Annotated in this window: 20 protein-coding genes; 13 read left to right on the top strand and 7 right to left on the bottom strand. The window is 59.6% G+C overall.

Going from position 1 to position 16,685, the window contains the following annotated elements:
• Window positions 1-157: 157 nt before the first annotated feature.
• The 5 genes from CFII64_RS03515 to CFII64_RS03495 all read left to right on the top strand — a co-directional run bounded on the left by CFII64_RS03515 (window position 158) and on the right by CFII64_RS03495 (window position 5,048).
• A complete protein-coding gene (locus CFII64_RS03515) occupies window positions 158-1,807 on the top strand; it encodes a phosphoethanolamine transferase (protein WP_020289388.1) in 1,650 nt (549 codons plus the stop codon).
• Window positions 1,800-2,435: a class I SAM-dependent methyltransferase gene (locus tag CFII64_RS03510; RefSeq protein WP_020289387.1), complete on the top strand. Its 636-nt coding sequence runs from the start codon at window positions 1,800-1,802 to the stop codon at window positions 2,433-2,435. The genes CFII64_RS03515 and CFII64_RS03510 overlap by 8 nt, the downstream gene beginning before the upstream one ends.
• Before the next feature lie 133 nt (window positions 2,436-2,568).
• Entirely contained in the window at window positions 2,569-3,702 is a 1,134-nt protein-coding gene (rnd, locus tag CFII64_RS03505; RefSeq protein WP_020289386.1) for a ribonuclease D, read from the top strand.
• A complete protein-coding gene (locus CFII64_RS03500; protein ID WP_020289385.1) occupies window positions 3,699-3,992 on the top strand; it encodes a YcgL domain-containing protein in 294 nt (97 codons plus the stop codon). Before rnd ends, CFII64_RS03500 begins: the two co-directional genes overlap by 4 nt.
• Before the next feature lie 123 nt (window positions 3,993-4,115).
• Window positions 4,116-5,048: a D-2-hydroxyacid dehydrogenase gene (locus tag CFII64_RS03495; RefSeq protein WP_020289384.1), complete on the top strand. Its 933-nt coding sequence runs from the start codon at window positions 4,116-4,118 to the stop codon at window positions 5,046-5,048.
• Window positions 5,049-5,129: 81 nt separating this feature from the next.
• Here CFII64_RS03495 and CFII64_RS03490 read toward each other — a convergent pair whose 3' ends face one another.
• A complete protein-coding gene (locus CFII64_RS03490; RefSeq protein WP_020289383.1) occupies window positions 5,130-5,723 on the bottom strand; it encodes a nitroreductase family protein in 594 nt (197 codons plus the stop codon).
• Window positions 5,724-5,933: 210 nt separating this feature from the next.
• On the opposite strand from CFII64_RS03490, the gene CFII64_RS03485 reads away from it, so the two are divergent.
• Window positions 5,934-6,383 carry a YcgN family cysteine cluster protein gene (locus CFII64_RS03485; RefSeq protein ID WP_020289382.1) on the top strand — a complete coding sequence of 150 codons (450 nt, stop codon included), beginning with the start codon at window positions 5,934-5,936 and terminating at the stop codon, window positions 6,381-6,383.
• A gap of 350 nt (window positions 6,384-6,733) precedes the next feature.
• Here CFII64_RS03485 and CFII64_RS03480 read toward each other — a convergent pair whose 3' ends face one another.
• The 4 genes from CFII64_RS03480 to CFII64_RS03465 form a co-directional block, all read right to left on the bottom strand.
• Entirely contained in the window at window positions 6,734-7,111 is a 378-nt protein-coding gene (locus CFII64_RS03480) for a DUF2892 domain-containing protein (RefSeq protein ID WP_020289381.1), read from the bottom strand.
• Window positions 7,112-7,201: 90 nt separating this feature from the next.
• On the bottom strand, window positions 7,202-7,687 hold the full coding sequence (locus CFII64_RS03475; protein ID WP_020289380.1) for an RNA methyltransferase: 486 nt from the start codon (window positions 7,685-7,687) through the stop codon (window positions 7,202-7,204).
• Between the two features lie 123 nt (window positions 7,688-7,810).
• On the bottom strand, window positions 7,811-8,188 hold the full coding sequence (locus CFII64_RS03470; RefSeq protein WP_020289379.1) for a YajD family HNH nuclease: 378 nt from the start codon (window positions 8,186-8,188) through the stop codon (window positions 7,811-7,813).
• 68 nt (window positions 8,189-8,256) lie between these two features.
• A complete protein-coding gene (locus CFII64_RS03465; RefSeq protein ID WP_020289378.1) occupies window positions 8,257-8,943 on the bottom strand; it encodes a spermidine synthase in 687 nt (228 codons plus the stop codon).
• Window positions 8,944-9,047: 104 nt separating this feature from the next.
• On the opposite strand from CFII64_RS03465, the gene CFII64_RS29190 reads away from it, so the two are divergent.
• Window positions 9,048-9,332 (top strand): hypothetical protein, encoded by a 285-nt coding sequence (locus CFII64_RS29190; protein ID WP_047579329.1) that lies wholly within the window; start codon window positions 9,048-9,050, stop codon window positions 9,330-9,332.
• 14 nt (window positions 9,333-9,346) lie between these two features.
• Here the strand turns inward: CFII64_RS29190 and CFII64_RS03460 are convergent, their stop codons facing one another.
• Entirely contained in the window at window positions 9,347-9,814 is a 468-nt protein-coding gene (locus tag CFII64_RS03460; RefSeq protein WP_020289377.1) for a cyclic nucleotide-binding domain-containing protein, read from the bottom strand.
• Between the two features lie 86 nt (window positions 9,815-9,900).
• Window positions 9,901-11,961, bottom strand: a complete 2,061-nt coding sequence (locus CFII64_RS03455; protein ID WP_020289376.1) for a S9 family peptidase — start codon at window positions 11,959-11,961, stop codon at window positions 9,901-9,903.
• A gap of 144 nt (window positions 11,962-12,105) precedes the next feature.
• Between CFII64_RS03455 and CFII64_RS03450 the strand changes: the two genes are divergently transcribed.
• From CFII64_RS03450 to CFII64_RS03425, 6 genes are all read left to right on the top strand, one after another.
• Window positions 12,106-12,585, top strand: a complete 480-nt coding sequence (locus tag CFII64_RS03450; RefSeq protein ID WP_044901152.1) for a hypothetical protein — start codon at window positions 12,106-12,108, stop codon at window positions 12,583-12,585.
• A gap of 50 nt (window positions 12,586-12,635) precedes the next feature.
• On the top strand, window positions 12,636-13,409 hold the full coding sequence (locus CFII64_RS03445) for a class II glutamine amidotransferase (protein WP_020289374.1): 774 nt from the start codon (window positions 12,636-12,638) through the stop codon (window positions 13,407-13,409).
• A 29-nt stretch (window positions 13,410-13,438) separates the two neighbouring features.
• On the top strand, window positions 13,439-13,960 hold the full coding sequence (locus CFII64_RS03440; protein WP_020289373.1) for a DUF2937 family protein: 522 nt from the start codon (window positions 13,439-13,441) through the stop codon (window positions 13,958-13,960).
• Between the two features lie 298 nt (window positions 13,961-14,258).
• Window positions 14,259-15,011 carry a 5-oxoprolinase subunit PxpA gene (locus CFII64_RS03435; protein ID WP_020289372.1) on the top strand — a complete coding sequence of 251 codons (753 nt, stop codon included), beginning with the start codon at window positions 14,259-14,261 and terminating at the stop codon, window positions 15,009-15,011.
• Window positions 15,008-15,712: an allophanate hydrolase subunit 1 gene (locus tag CFII64_RS03430; RefSeq protein ID WP_020289371.1), complete on the top strand. Its 705-nt coding sequence runs from the start codon at window positions 15,008-15,010 to the stop codon at window positions 15,710-15,712. The genes CFII64_RS03435 and CFII64_RS03430 overlap by 4 nt, the downstream gene beginning before the upstream one ends.
• Window positions 15,709-16,629: a biotin-dependent carboxyltransferase family protein gene (locus CFII64_RS03425; protein WP_020289370.1), complete on the top strand. Its 921-nt coding sequence runs from the start codon at window positions 15,709-15,711 to the stop codon at window positions 16,627-16,629. Before CFII64_RS03430 ends, CFII64_RS03425 begins: the two co-directional genes overlap by 4 nt.
• The last annotated feature ends 56 nt before the right edge of the window (window positions 16,630-16,685 follow it).

Raw genomic sequence — 16,685 nt, 5'->3', positions numbered from 1 at the left:
TGTGGAATTTTCCTACCTGAAAAGAAGCTGAACAAGACTATTTGTTCTCATCCTTTTCACAAAAAATTGATGGCTGCCTGACTAAAGTTTGCTACGTCGAAGGAGTTGCCTGAATGGCGCCGCTCTGACGTATTTCAACTCATAAAAGCAGACTGTCATGCTGAAAGTTAAAGCCATGCGCCCCGAGCTTGCCACCTTGCTCGCCAGCGGTTTCTTGTTGTTCGCGTTTAACCTGACGCTATGGAAGCACTTGTTTGCAATTACCGCTTCCGACTGGAAGGGCGTTGCCATGCGCGTCGCGTTCGGCGTGATGATCTTTTGTGTGTTTAATATATTTCTGACCCTGTTTGCGTTTAAACGAATATTGAAGCCTGTTCTGATCCTGTTGTTCTTTGTCAGTGCTGGTGTTGCTTACTTTATGAGTGAGTACGGCGTGATGATTGATGCCGGGATGTTTCGTAACTTCGCGGAAACCAACGCCACTGAAGTGCAGGGTTTGTTATCGATAAAGTTAGGTCTCTATATTCTTTTTCTCGGCCTGCTGCCTTCGTTGCTGTTGTTGAAGACGCCGATCAATTATCGGCGCTGGCATCGTGAACTGATCAGCAAGGTGCTCGTGACTGTCGCGTGCGTGGCCGCCATTGGTGGTGTGGCGCTGGCCAATTATCAAGGTCTTTCTTCGCTGTTTCGTAACCACCATGAGCTGCGGTTGATGGTAGTGCCGAGTAATTATATTGGTGCATCGTTCGGCTATTTGAGTGAGCAGGTGATTTCTGCCCAGCGCCCGTTCGTGGCCATTGGTGAAGACGCAAAGCTCTCCCCACAGTGGGCAGCGCGCAAGCGCAAATCACTGACCGTGTTGGTGGTGGGGGAAAGCGCCCGTGCCGAGAACTTCGGCATCCTCGGCTACGGCCGTGACACCACGCCGAACCTGAGCAAGGAACAAGGCCTGATCGCTTTTACCGACGTGCACTCTTGCGGAACCGAGACTGCGGTGTCCGTGCCATGCATGTTTTCCAACATGGGCCGCAAGGATTACAGCGCGACCAAGGCGAAAAACGAGGAGGGCCTGCTGGACGTGATCAAGCATGCGGGTCTGAATGTGGTCTGGCGTGACAACCAGTCCGGTTGCAAGGGCACCTGTGATCGGGTGACCTTGCAGGATGTCAGTAACCTCAAAGATCCGATCTTGTGCGCCAATAACGAATGCCGGGACGATATCCTGCTTCAGGGCTTGCAGAGTTTCATTGATAACCTCGATCAGGACACCGTCCTGGTGTTGCACCAGATGGGCAGTCATGGTCCTGAATACTTCAAACGCTATCCCAAGGCGTTCGAGAAATTCACCCCCGTGTGTGAAAGTAACGCGCTGAACAACTGCAGTCGCGAAAGTATCGTCAATGGTTACGACAATACCTTGCTGTATACCGACCACGTGCTGTCGAGCCTTATTGATATCTTGCGCAGTAATCAGGCCAAGGTGGATACCGCGATGCTGTATCTGTCGGACCATGGCGAATCGCTGGGCGAATATAATCTGTTCCTGCATGGCACACCTTATATGTTGGCGCCGGATCAACAGAAGCATGTTCCGATGCTTGCCTGGTTTTCCGATGCCTATAAAGCGTCTTTCTCGGTCGATACAGGTTGCTTGCAAAAAGAGCGTAATGCACCGCTGAGCCAGGACAATCTGTTTCACTCCATGCTCGGTCTGCTGGAGGTCAATACCAAGGTCTACAACCCGAGCCTGGATATGTTTGCCGGCTGCCGTGGCTTGGCCAGCAATAGCGTGCTGGCAAATGAATAACGTGGGCGAGAAGCCGCGACCGGGGTTCGTCCGGCGATTCAGCCTGTGGCGTGACGAGCAATTGGCGCGCCATGCGTTGAAGGCGGCGGGGGAGCCGGGCCTGGTCCTCGATCTGCCGAGTGGTGCCGGGAAGTTCTGGTCGGTGCTGGCCGAACACGCCAATCGCGTCATCCTCGCCGGGGATCAATCCGCAGACAAGCTGGCCCTGGCCGAGAATCACTGCCCAACGGCGGTGCTAAAGCGCATCAAGACATTTCAGACCTCGGCGTTTTCCATCGACCTCAACGACAACGCGGTGGATTGTATTTTCTGCATGCGGCTGTTCCACCATATTGCCGACAGCGACGAACGCTCGGATATCTTGCGCGAGTTCCACCGCGTCAGCCGCGACACCGTGATTGTTGCGCTGTGGGTCGATGGCAATATCCGGTCATGGCGTCGCAAGCGCATGCAGACCCACCGCGACAGTTGCGGACTGCCCGCCGCCAGACGCAGCCGGTTCGTGGTCGGCAGGACCGCGATCAAGGGCGAATTCGAAGCGTCCGGCTTCAGGATTCTGCGCCATTACGACTTTCTTCCCGGGTACGCCATGTGGCGGGTTTACGTGCTGCGCAAGATCAGCCGGTAATCCGGTCAGCGGTCGGTTTCGTGCGGAATTTCGCCAAAAACCCAAGATGAAGATGTTCAACAGGTGTAGGACAGATGCGCGGTAAGCACCCATGGCGATATATACTGCGCGCCATTCTTCATGGGAGAGCCGTGTGGCCATCGATATTCACTGGATTCGCGACGACGCCAGCCTCGCCCGACATTGCGCGCAATGGCAGGCCTTGCCTTTTGTCGCCCTCGACACCGAATTCATGCGGGTCGACACTTTTTATCCCATCGCTGCGCTGCTGCAGATCGGTGACGGTTCCTGCGCCTGGCTGATTGATCCGCTGCTGATCAATGATTGGCGCCCGCTGTCTGCGTTGCTGGAAAACCCGGATGTCATCAAAGTGGTCCATGCGTGCAGCGAGGATCTCGAAGTCCTGCTGCGCCTGACCGGCAGTCTGCCAGCGCCCTTGTTTGACACCCAACTGGCGGCGGCCTATCTGAACCTGGGTTTTTCCATGGGTTATTCGCGACTGGTGCAGGAGGTGTTGAACATCGACCTGCCCAAGGGCGAAACCCGGTCTGACTGGTTGCAGCGTCCGCTGTCGGAAACCCAGATCAGCTATGCCGCAGAAGACGCGGTGCACCTGGCCGAGGTTTACAACATCCTGCGGCCGCGCCTTTCGGACGAGAAGTACGCCTGGGTGCTGGACGATGGCGCCGAGCTGGTCGCCAACCTGCGTCGTGAAGTCGACCCTTACGAGGTGTACCGCGACGCCAAGCTGGCCTGGAAGCTGTCCCGCGCGCAACTGGCGGTGTTGCGTGAGCTGTGTGCGTGGCGTGAACGCGAAGCCCGCGCCCGGAACCTGCCGCGTAACCGCATCGTGCGGGAACACTCGCTGTGGCCGCTGGCCAAGACGCAGCCGGACAATCTCGGCGCGCTGGCAAAAATCGACGACATGCACCCGAAAACCGTGCGCCAGGACGGCGAGTTTCTCCTCGACCTGATCAAACGCACCGGCAGCGTGCCGCCTGAGCAATGGCCCCAGGCGTTGCCTGAACCGCTGCCAATCGACGCCGCGACCCTGCTCAAAAGCCTGCGCGCCCTGGGTCAACGCTACGCCGAGCAACTGGACATGGCGCCAGAACTGATGCTGCGCAAGAAAACCCTCGAAGCACTGCTCAAGAGCGGTTATCCCGACGGGCCTTATCAATTGCCAGAGTCGTTGCGCGGCTGGCGTCGCGACCTGATGGGCCAGGCGCTGCTCGATCACCTGGCCGGTACCGGAGAACAGTCTTGAAGCGTATTTGTTCGATCTATCGCAGCACCAAGAAAAACGAAATGTACCTGTACGTGCTGAAGAGCGACGTGCTCAAGCGTGTTCCGGTTGAACTGATGGTCGCCTTTGGTACGCCGCATCACGCGTTCGACCTGGTGCTGAGTCCGGAACGGCAGCTTTCCCGGGAGGACATCCACAAGGTGCTGGAGAACCTCGATAAACAGGGTTATCACCTGCAGATGCCGCCGGCCGAAGACGAATACATCGAGCACTTGCCGGAAGAACTGCTGCGTCGCAACGATCCGATGTGAGCAACCAATGCCCCTGCGCCTGCGGGCCAGGGTGTTAAATCTGCTTTTTGCATACGTGACCCGGATTTGATCAGGCCCGATCTGTCTTCGAGTCGCCTGTTTTGTTTTTAAAGGTTTTGAGCCATGCGCGTTCTGATTGCTGAACACGATTACCCTGTTTACACCCAATTGCTGCGCCAGGCCGCTCCGGAACTTGAAGTCATGAGTACCGGCGACTCGGCTGAATTGTCGCGATTGGCGGCCGATTGTCCGGTCTGGCTGGGTCAGCCGGATTTGCTGGCCAACCTGCTACGCCAAGGCCACACCCCGCAGTGGCTGCAGTCGACCTGGGCGGGCGTCACGCCGTTGTTGGTCGACAGCTTGAGCCGGGATTACCGTTTGACCCGTGCCGTGGGCATTTTCGGTCAGGTGATGGCTGAATTCGTCCTGACCTACATGCTCGGTCATGAACGCGAAGTGCTGGCGCGCCTGATGAGTCAGGTCGAGCGCAAGTGGGACAATCGCGCCAGTCACAGCCTGGCGGGGCGCAAGGTGTTGATCGTTGGCGCTGGCGACATCGGCGTGAGCGTTGCGCAATTCCTTGCCCCGTTTGGCGTGCAGGTCTATGGCATTGCGTCCCGGGCACGCACCCAGGCGCCATTTGTTGAAGTGGCGGCGATGGCGGATCTGGAGCGTCTGGTGGGCGAGGTGGATTACGTGATCAACCTTCTGCCCAACACGCCGGAGACCCATGATCTGTTCGATGCGAAGCTGTTCGCCAAATTCAAGCCAACGGGTTTATTCATCAATGTCGGGCGCGGCGTTGCCGTGGTTGACGCGGATCTGGTCGAGGCACTGAAAGAAGGGCATCTGGCGGGCGCGGTCATCGACGTCTGCCGCCAGGAACCGCTGCCGCAGCGCCATCCGTTCTGGACCGCCTGGGGTTTGCTGCTGACCGGGCACAGCGCCGCGCCGACTTCTCCTACAGCCATGGTCGAGTTATTCCTCGCCAACCTGAAAGCTTTCGAAGCGGGTGAAGCGTTGCGTGGGGAAGTGGATTTCTCGCGGGGGTATTAATGCAGGAACCAACTTGTTAGCGAGGCGGATAAATGGTGTAGCAATACCGGCGCCTCGCGAACAAGTTGGCTCCCACAAGATTTAGAGCGTGAAATCGCCTTCTGCCACCAGCTCTTGCACCGGACGGCGCGGGCTTGGGATTTCTCTACCTTGCAGGAATTCAGGCAGTGTCGATTTATCACCCAGTTTGCCGATCGCGATAGCCGCGTGGATCTCATAGCCTTCTGGAATATTCAGCTCCTGACGGGTTCGCTCCTTGTCGAAACCGGCCATGCCGTGGGTGTACCAGCCGCTCAGGCTCGCTTGCAAGGCCAGATGGCCCCAGGCCGAACCGGTGTCGAAGGTGTGCCACAACGCGGGTGACTCTTCAGTGGCGCCGGGGGCGATGAAGGTGGTCTTGGAAATCACGATGACCAGCGCCGAAGCATGTTGCGCCCAGGACTGGTTGAACTCGACCAGCAGGCTCAGATAACGCGCCCAATTCGGCGTATCGCGACGGGCGTACAGGAAACGCCAAGGCTGCGAGTTGTACGCCGACGGCGCCCAGCGCGCCGCTTCGAAGAAGCTCAACAGGGTTTCCTGGGGGATGCTTTCGCCGGTAAAGGCGCGGGGCGACCAGCGTTCGGTGAATTGCGGGTCGATAGGGTGATCGGCGATGCGTGGATTTGTGCTCATGAGAATCCTGAAGAAAGAGAATTGCAGACGCTCAAGCAGATGGGCCGTGGACGGCAGGCATCGCGGAAGTCCGGAAGGTAGCGGCCTAAAACTACTGCGCTGCTGGCAATCTGACAAGTCCTGGCTACCGGCAGTCGTAAGCGCTTGGCCCGCGCCCCTTGTGCCACTAGACTGGCGACCTTTTCACTGTTGATGCTGATTGCCCGAACCATGGCCGCTAAAGTCGAACCCTTCTGGATACGCAAGACCCTCGATCAGCTCGATGCAACCGAGTGGGAATCGCTGTGCGACGGCTGCGGTCTGTGCTGTCTGCAAAAGCTTGAGGACGAGGACGACAACAGCGTTTATTACACGCGTATCGCCTGCAAGTTGCTGGATCTGAAAACCTGTCAATGCACCGATTACAGCAATCGCCGGGCTTCGGTGCCCGATTGCATTCAGCTCACGCCGGGTCAGGCGGACGAATTCAAATGGTTGCCGCCGACTTGTGGATATCGGCTGGTCAGCGAAGGGAAGGACTTGCCGCTGTGGCATCACCTGGTCTGCGGTGATCGCGATGCAGTGCATCGGGAGCGCATCTCTCAGTCCGGACGCATGCTCAGTGAAAACAGCGTGGCCGAGGATGATTGGGAAGACTATCTGATCTTTCGCGCGGGGTAGGATTGGTAGTCTGTAGGTACCGTCTCGTCTGGGCCCTCATCACACCTTGGACGTCAATCTCGCAGGACCGGCTTTAGCCGGGAGGCGGCCGGTACATTCGCACCCGTTGCGGCGTCAGATTTTGCTCGCTCCCGGCTAAAGCCGGTCCTACGGCTCGAACTTCCTCCCCCGCCCCGCCTCATAACTAACAAGCCCATCGCATTGGTCATCCCATTGTGCTGAACCTTCGCGCAATTGCATTGTAGGAGCGGCTTTAGCCGCGAGAATGTCCTCCCGGCTAAAGCCGGTCCTACGGATTTGCGTGGTAACTGACGCACCCGTTCGCCAACCAGTTGGCTCCTATGCGAGCATCAAACCTCAGCTTTAGGCTTGGTCAGTGCATCAACGCCATCGGCAACGGCGTTCTCGGCAGTCACTTCCGCTTTGGTTTTCAGCAAGCTCAGTTCATCGCCAGCGCGCTTGATGCGGGCTTTGGCGGTGTCCAGGTCGCTGCGGCTTTTCTCGATCAGGCTCTTGGCCGAGCAATGGCCGGTGATGCCGCGTGCCAATACAGCGCCGCCAATGGCCAGCTGGATCAAACCGAAGATGCCACCACGACGCAGGCCTTTGCCCATCATCAATACGCCGCCCGCCAGAGAGCCGACACGCTCCCAGCCATGAACGTTTTGTGGGGTGTGGATTTCTTGCGCTGCGTTGTCAATGCGTTCAATGATCGGGGTGTCGCTCATGATCGTTCTCCATGATGAGATGAATTCGGTTCAGTAAAACTGACTGCCGCCGTTCGGAACTGTTCAATGCATTTGTCAGCAATCGTGCCGCTAGTCGGCTTTTTCTCTGCCGAACTGCGGCCCTGAGCGCGTATTGATGCCTTTGGCCATGCGATCGTAAAGCACGACATTGACGGTCGCGGCAAGGTTCATGCAACCGGTGGTGGGGATGTAGACGACGTCTTCACACCAGTCGCGGATGTCCTGGTCCAGCGAGCCGTCCTCCGGGCCGAAGATATACAGGGCGCGATCGGGATGGGTGTATTCGGGCAGCGGGCGTGCGCCTTCAACCAGTTCCACGGCCACTGGAATACAACCCAGCGGCAGGATGTTTTTCAGGTCATCGATGCCGATCAGGGGAATGTCCTGATGGATTTTCTTGGTGTCGGTGACGAAATCCCGGGCGCGCTCGTAGCGTTTGCCGGTGTAGAACACCGACGCCACGCCATAACAACCCGCCGCACGCATCACGGAGCCGACGTTTTCCGGAGACTTGGGGTTGTACAAGCCAATGCAGGCGTAACGTTTGTTGGCCACGGGGGGAATGCTCGCTGGGAAAAGCGGGCGATTATACGTGCGTCATGTTGGTAGGAGCGGATTTATCCGCGAGCCGAAGGGCGAAGCGGGAACCCGGCTCCCGGCTCCCGGCTGAAGCCGGTCCTACGGCTCGTCTTTCTTCATCAACCCTGCCAGCGCCGCAAACGGGTTGTGGGTTGCCTTGGCGATTTTCGGGCTGCTGGTGGAGCTTTCCGAGAAATACTGCTGATCGGTATAGCGCGAGTGCTCGTTATCGTGACAGTACAGGCACAGCAGCTCCCAGTTGGAGCCGTCCTGCGGGTTGTTGTCGTGATTGTGGTCGCGGTGGTGAACGGTCAGTTCGCTCAGGCGTTTGCCAGCGAACTCACGGGCGCAGCGGCCGCACACATGCGGATACATGCGTAGAGCCTTGTCGCGATAACCCATTTCGCGGTCGCGCTGGGCGTCGGCCAGGATGCGATCCAGCTTGGCGGTGTGGGAAGGGGGGTTGGCCGTGCTCATGGGGTCACCTGTGTCATGTTCATTCGTTGAAAACGGTAATGGGCCAAGTCTAGCGCTTCGCGAAGCGTTCAGCCCTTGAGTTTTTCCGCAATCCAGATGGTGTGGCGCGTGCCCTTGTTGCCGTGGGCGAAGACTTGCACCTCTTCGGCCTTGAAGCCGGCCTTGCGCAGCTTGTCGGAAAACTTCTGATCGGCGCTGGCGGACCATACCGCCAGAATACCTTTGGGACGCAAGGCCTGGGCGCAGGCGGCGAGTCCGCCGGACGAATACAGCCAGCTGTTGGACTTCTGCGTCAGGCCTTCGGGGCCGTTGTCGACGTCGAGCATGATCGCGTCGAAACCGTGGGGTTCACTCTTCAACACTTGGGCGACGTCGCCGATCACCACCTTGGCGCGGGGGTCGAGCAGCGGGTTGCCGGATTTCTCGCCCAGCGGGCCGCGATTCCATTCCACAACGCCCGGCACCAGTTCGGCGACCACCACTTCGGCGTTCTTGCCAAGATGTTTCAAGGCCGAAGCGAGGGTGAAGCCCATGCCCAGGCCGCCGATCAAGACCCGCGGTTGCAGGCGCGGTGCGACCTTCTTGCAAGGGATTTCCGCCAGCGCGTCTTCGGAGCCGTGCATGCGGGTGTTCATCAGCTGGCCGCCATCGCCGCCCTGGATCTTGATCACGAAATCTTCGCCGTATTCGAACAGGCACAAGGCACCGCCGTTATCGGGAATGGCGGTGGTGTCGAGCAGGACGAAACGTTTCATTGGGCACTCATCGGCAGAAGGCGGTGGCAAAAAGTCGAACACGGTCTCAAGGCAAGGAGTAGCCTGAGCCGCACAATATGACGGGCTGGCATATGAGGCCATTGATGAAAGGTTCTATTCTAACGGCGATTGTCCTGACGACGCTCTCGTTAAGTGTCGTGCAGGCGGACAATCTACAGCCGATTTCCCCGGCGCCAGAACCCGGTTCACCGGGCACCGCGACACCTACGCCGTACCCGCAGGTCGTACCGCCAAGTATCCCCAAGGCTGGCGGAACACAGGGGAACTCGCCTTTACTGCCGAAAATTGAAATGCCCCGGCCGCCCAAGGATCAACCATTGCCGACAGTCGAAAGCGGCCCGGCAGACAAGGACAACATCCCTAAATAACCTCGCGGCGCCGGTCAGCTCAGCAATTGGCCATCAACCATGCGCAAGCGTTTGGACAACGAGGTGGCCAGGGCGCGGATGATCTTGGCGGCGATCTTTGGCGTCTCGTCGAGCATCTTGTCCAGAGAATCCCGGCCCAGATTCAACAGCTGACAGTTCGACGCGGCGACACAACTGGCCGAACGCCGCTCACCGTCCAGCACCGCCATCTCGCCGAAAGCCCGGCCGCGACGTAGCGTAGCGATTTCCACCGGTTGGCCGTCGGCATTGAGTTTCTGCACCGACACCGAGCCCAAATGGATGATGCACATGAACGTGCCGGCATCGCCTTCACTGAAGATTGCATCGCCCTGGCTGATCGACGTCATGTTGAAATAGCCCGCCGCCGCCTGGAATTCGGCAGGCAGCAGGGCGTCGAACAGGCCGCAGTCCATGAGCATGTCGCGGATTTCATTGTTCAGGTACGAAGGTTGTTCTGACATGGCTCGGTCTTGTTATGAATGAGTGCTGGCCGGACGCTAGCAAGCGTCCGGCCAGATGTTAGTAAGACAAACATTTCAGGCCGAGTTCAAACGGCCAGCTGCAATACCTTGAAGATAAATCCGTACTCCAGCGCCACGTCGCGCAGGCCCTGATAACGCCCGCTCATGCCGCCATGACCTGCGCCCAGTTCGGTCTTGAGCAGCAGCAAATTGTCGTCCGTTTTGTGGGCGCGCAATTTTGCCACCCATTTGGCCGCTTCCCAATACTGCACGCGACTGTCGTTATAACCGGCAATCACCAGCATCGCCGGATAGGCCTGGGCGCGGACGTTTTCATACGGCGCATAGGCCTTGATCCGCGCGTACGCCTCAGGCTGCTGCGGGTTGCCCCATTCGTCGTATTCGGTGACGGTCAGCGGCAGATCAGGATCGAGCATGGTGTTGAGCACATCCACGAACGGCACTTCGGCAATCGCCGCCTTGAACAACTCAGGACGCTGATTGAGCACCGCGCCGATCAACAGCCCGCCCGCGCTGCCGCCACTGATCACCAGTTGCTCGGCGCGGGTGTGGTTGTCAGCGATCAGGTGCTCGGCACAGGCGATGAAATCGTCAAAGGTGTTCTGCTTGTTTTCCTGCTTGCCGTTGCGATACCAGGCTTCACCCAATTCGCCGCCGCCGCGAACGTGGGCAATGGCAAATGCCACGCCGCGATCCAGCAGGCTCAGACGCGCGTGGGAAAACCATGGGTCGAGGCTCTCGCCGTAGGCGCCATAGCCATACAGATACAGCGGCGTCGGTTGGCCGAGCAGCTCACGCTTGACCACCAGGCTGATGGGGATCTGCGTGCCGTCCTTGGCGGTTGCCCAGATGCGCTGGCTGACATACGCGTCGGCATCGAACGGGCCGAGCACCGGGGTTTCCTTGAGCACTAGCTGATCGCCGGTTGCCAGCGTCAATTGACGGACTTGCGCCGGGCGATTGAGTGACTGATAGCGCAGGCGAATTTTCTCGCTGTCGAATTCCAGGGAATCCTGCACGTAAAGGCTGTAAGCGGCGTCCGGCAATTGCACGCGATACGTTGGCAGACCTTGCGGGCGAACCTCGATGATCGGCAGGCCGCCTTCACGCAGGCTCAGGGTCAGGCCTTTGGCGTTCAGGCTAAAGCCATCGAGCATCACGGTTTCGCTGTGCGGGACCAGCACTTGCCAGGCGTCGCGGGTGGGCACGCCGCCGGGTTTTTCGGCGGCCTGATACAGCGCAAAGTTGATGCCGTCCTGATTGCTGCGAATCAGCCAGCTCCAGATTCCATCCACTTGACCGTGATCCACGGAGTACTCATGACCTTGCGCCCGGGGCGCCATGCACACGAAAGCGTGCTCTGGCCGCTCGGCGTCCAGCACCCAGGTTTCGCCGGTGGTTTTGCTGTCCAGGCCGAGGATCAACTGCCGCTCGGAACTGCTGCGATAACAGTGCAGGAAAAATCGCCCGTCCGGCTCGTTGAACACCAGATCCGCCGAGTCATTGCCCAGACGATGGCGATACAGCTTGTGTGGGCGATGCGTGTCGTCCAGTTCGCCGAAGAACAGCGTCTGGCTGTCGTTGGCCCAGGTCATGCTGCCGTCGCAGTCTTCGAAGGGCAGGGCGCTGACCTGGCCGCTGCTCAGCTCCTTGACGTAAAGCTGATAAACCTCTTCGCCACTGGTGTCCAGGCTGTAGGCCAGCCGCTGGTGGTCCGGGCTGATGCTGAACGTGCCCAGAGAAAAGAAGCCGTCGCCGGCCAATTCGTTAGGGTCCAGCAGCAGTTCTTCGCGGCTTTCGTCCACCGTCTGCGAGTCGTCGGCCGGGCGCGGGCAGCGATAGTGCCGGGCATATTCGTCGCCTTCGGTGGTGCGGGTGTAATACAGGTACGGCCCCCAGGGCGAAGGCAGCGAGAGGTCGGTCTCCAGGATGCGGCCTTTGATCTCCTCAAACAGCGTCTCGCGCAACGCTTCCTGATCGGCCAATTGCGCGTGCTGATACGCATTTTCCGCCTTCAGATAATCGAGGACTGCGTCGCTGTCGCGGTTTTGCAGCCAGGCATAAGGATCGGCGCCATCGGCTTTTTCGGCGATGGGGGCGCTGGGAATCGGATGTAATTGAGACATGCTGGGCGCTCATTAGTGGCCGCGCGCTATCGAATGTGGACTGCCAATTGATGGCATATGGCACTGATAACTGACGCCGGGGAAGCCGGGTTGGCGAAAAGCCGTTATCATAAGCGCCTAATTACCTGCCTTACCACGGACGTCATGACCGAGAACGACTATACGATCGCCTGGGGCCTCTACGCATTTGCTGCGTTGGGTTGTCTGTTGGTGTGGTTCCTGATGACACGCTGGATGTGGCGCTACCTGCGTGAACCGCTGCTGGTGATCGTTGCCGTCCTGCTGTTCACCCCGACCATCATTGACCCGGTGAAGGAAAAATTCGCCCCGGCGGTTGCCATCACAGCCCTGGATTTATTGTTCAAGGTCGGCAGCAATGTCTGGCGTGCGGTGTCGGATCTGGCCATGTACGGCATGATTGCCTTCGGCCTGTACCTGCTGTTTGTGCTGATTCGCTGGCCCCTCGAGAAAAGCTGGAGGGCGCGTCATCCGCAAGTCGCCGCCGAGCCGACCGCCGTCGCGCAGGAGCCGCAGGACGAGCCGTTCGACGATGACGACCGCTTTGATCGCAAGCCTGCCGCGTCCGGCGTCGGCAACCGTTCTCGGGTCGAGCCACGTCTGTAGGCGCTGGTCGCCAGACGCGCCGCTGAACGCCCTCAAACGAGAACCTGAGCATGTGTGAATTACTGGGCATGAGCGCCAATGTCCCGACCGATATCGTTTTCAGCTTCACCGGGCTGATGCAGCGGGGCGGGCGTACCGGCCCCCATCGCGACGGCTGGGGCATTGCCTTTTACGAGGGTCGCGGCTTGCGTTTGTTCCAGGACCCTGCCGCGAGCAGCGAGTCAGAAGTCGCGCAGCTGGTGCAGCGGTATCCCATCAAGAGCGAAGTGGTGATCGGGCACATCCGCCAGGCCAATGTCGGCCGCGTGTGCCTGTCCAACACTCACCCTTTCGTGCGTGAGCTGTGGGGGCGTAACTGGTGTTTCGCCCACAACGGCCAACTGGCGGATTTTGCGCCAAAGGCCACTTTCTACCGACCCGTGGGCGACACCGACAGCGAGGCTGCGTTCTGCGACCTGCTCAATCAGGTGCGCGAAGCGTTTCCTGAGCCGGTGGAAATCGAACAGCTGCTGCCGTCGCTGGTCCAGGCCTGCAGCGAATATCGCAGCAAAGGCGTGTTCAATGCCTTGCTCAGCGATGGGGACTGGCTGTTCTGCTTCTGTTCGACCAAGCTGGTGCAGATTACCCGACGCGCGCCATTTGGTCCGGCCCGTTTGAAGGACGTGGATGTCATCGTCGATTTCCAGGCGGAAACCACCCCCAATGACGTGGTGACCGTGATTGCCACCGAACCCTTGACCGAAGACGAGATCTGGAATCGCTACGAGCCGGGCCAATGGGCGCTGTGGCGGCGTGGCGAATGCGTTGCCCAGGGCAACGCTTGAGAACATCGACCCAACTGAGAGGGATCTAAATGCTGCGAAGTTATCTGCGATTGGTCTTGTTCACCGTCGGGCTGTTGTTCGGGGTACAGATTCCTGGTTTTGTCAGTGATTACGGCAAGCGCGTCGAAGCGCACCTGATCGAGGCCCAGCAAAGCATCAAGGGCTATAACGCAACCGCCGCGCAGTTCTTCAAGGGCGACGTGCAGGCGTTGATCCAGCATTACCGTGAAAGCGAAGACCCGGTGTTCCGCAGTGATGCCGACAGCATCAACGCGTTGCTGACCCGCACGCAGATCCTCGAACGCGAATGGCTGTCCATGCAAGGTCCGTGGTACGCCAGGGCGCTGCATGTGGCCATTGCCGCCGACGCTGATATCCGTCGTGAAACCTGGAATGGCTACACCTGGCAGGTGCTGCTGGCGCCGGAAGTGATTGCCTGGGGCATTGTCTGCGCGCTGGTGCTGGCGCTGCTGATCGAGACGTTCTTCCTGATGCTCGGCTGGGTCGCCACGGGCGGGCGCCGCAAGCACAGGCTTGAGCGGGATTATTGACGCAAAAAATGGACCCGTAGGACCGGCTTCAGCCGGGAGGACAGTCGTTCTGACGACAGAGCTGCTGTGAATGCGCCAGTTGCTCCCGGCTAAAGCCGGTCCTACGGATCGATCAACATCCCTCATCACTTTTTCTTATCCCTCCCACCCGCTTTTATTAGTTGGACGCCACGTCCGCTACCCTCCAAAAATGCGCTGTACCTGACAGGCTCGTCGCAACGCTGCCCTTGAACACAAACGGCGCGTTAGACTCTGGCCTCGTTGTCCGAAATTTCTTACGCACACAGGAGATACGCCCATGGGCCGCCTGTTACTCAATTGCGATATCGGTGAAAGTTACGGCGCCTGGACCATGGGCATGGACGCCGAAGTCATGCCGTTCATTGATTGCGCCAACGTCGCCTGCGGCTTCCACGCCGGGGATCCGAGCGTGATGCGCAAGACCGTCAGCCTGGCGCTTGCCAATGACGTAACAATTGGCGCGCATCCGGCCTATCCGGATCTGGTCGGCTTCGGTCGCCGCTCCATGGCGTGCAGCCCGCAGGAAATTCACGATCTGCTGCATTATCAGATCGGCGCGCTGGACGGCATCTGCCGCGCCCAGGGCGGGCGAGTGCACTACGTCAAACCCCATGGCGCGATGTACAACGACATGATGGCCAATCCCGTTCAACTGCGTGCGGTCATCGAAGGCATCGCCCGCTATGACGCGAAACTGCCACTGATGCTGCTGGCGATGCGCGACAACAGCGCCGCCCAGGCGATTGCCGACGAGTTTGGCGTGCAACTCTGGTTCGAGGCGTTCGCGGATCGGGGTTACGACGCGCAAGGGCGCTTGATGCCGCGCCAGCAGCCCAACGCCGTTCACCATGATCCGGAAATCATCATCGCCCAGGCCATGACGCTGGCGCGTGGCGAACCGCTGATTGCCAGCGACGGCACAGCGCTGCACCTCACGCCGCATACGCTCTGTGTGCATGGCGACAACGCCAGTTCGATTGCCGCCGTGCAACGCATCCGCCAGGCATTGGACGAGCAGTTCGCCTTATGAAGCTGCGTATTGAAGTGGTGGCGATCGACTGCCTGATGGTGCGGCTGTTCGACGCCATCGACGAAACCAACATGCCCTGGATGCTGGCCGCTACGGCCCGCTTGCGGGAGAGCTTCGGCGTGCATCTGGTGGATCTGGTGCCGTCCTACACCACCTTGATGGTGCATTACGATGTGCTCGCCCTGAATCCTGATCAGGCCCGGGAGCTGATCCATCAGGCGCTGCGCGATCTGGCCCCGAACCCGGCTGCCCGCGGTCAGCACCATGTGTTGCCGGTCTGGTACGACCTCAGCGTCGGCCCTGAATTGAAGTTACTGGCGCGGCGCAGCGGCCTGGAAATCAGCGAAGTGATCCGGCGTCACTGCGAGCGCGAGTATCAGGTATTCGCCTTGGGTTTCGCGCCGGGTTTCGCGTTCATGGGCCTGGTGGAAGAAATTCTCGCTGCGCCACGCCTGAACACCCCACGCAAACGCGTCGCCGCCGGCAGCGTTGGCATTGCTGAGCGGCAGACCGCCGCTTATCCGGTGGTTTCCCCCGGCGGCTGGAACCTGATCGGGCGTACGCCAAGCAAACTGTTTGATCGGCAACGGGATGGCTACAGCCTGATGCAGCCCGGCGACAGCGTGACGTTCGCTGCCGTCGATCACGCGGAGTTCGTGCGTCTGGGCGGCGATGACACACCGCTGGAGGTGCAGCCATGAGCGCGCTGTTGATCGAAAGCAGCACACCGCTGTGCCTGTTGCAGGACGCCGGCCGTTTCGGCGTACGGCATCTGGGCGTGACCCAGGGCGGGGCGCTGGATTGGGTGTCCATGTCCTGGGCCAATCGCCTGCTGAACAACGCGCTGGATGCCACCGTCATCGAAATTACCCTGGGTAGTCTGACGCTGCTGGCCGAAGACGATTGCTGCCTGGCGCTGGCGGGCGCTGACCTGGGCGCGATGCTCGACGACCGGCCGATTCAGCCATGGCGCAGTTTCTTCGTCGGCAAGGGCCAGCGCTTGCGATTCAGCCAGCCACAACTCGGCGCTCGGGCTTACCTGGCCGCACCTGGCGGTTTCGACGCGCCCAAGGTGCTGGGCAGCTGCGCGAGTGTTGGTCGCGAAGAACTGGGCGGTCTCGATGGCTTGGGCAAAGCGTTGGCCAAAGGTGACCGGCTTAGTTATTCAGGGTCGGCGTTCGTGCTGCGCGCGCTGACTGAACAGCAGATCCCGGACTTCCATGACGCTACGCCACTGGACGTGGTCCTGGGTGCGCAAATCGGCGAGTTCAGCGGCCTGAGCCTGTTCGACGTGTTCAACAACGACTGGACCCTGGACAGCCGCGCCGACCGTATGGGCATTCGCCTGCTGGGGCCGGAATTGATATATCAAGGCGCACCGATGATCTCCGAAGGTATCCCGCTGGGCGCGATCCAGGTGCCCCCCGACGGTCAGCCCATCGTCCTGCTTAACGACCGCCAAACCATCGGCGGCTATCCCCGACTCGGCGCGCTGACGCCACTCTCCCTGGCCAGACTCGCCCAGCGCCTGCCGGGAAGTACCTTGCGGTTAAGGCCGATTGTGCAAAGCGTCGCGCATCAGCGGCATGTTGAGTATCTACACAAGTTAGCGAGTTAAATAACAAGCCGGCTCATTCGCCGGCTTTTTGTTGTAGCCGATTTCGTACAAATCGC

This window comes from Pseudomonas sp. CFII64 (assembly GCF_000416235.1).
Lineage (GTDB): Bacteria > Pseudomonadota > Gammaproteobacteria > Pseudomonadales > Pseudomonadaceae > Aquipseudomonas.
Note: the sequence above shows the minus strand (reverse complement) of the source record. Positions and strands in the feature narration are given on the sequence as shown.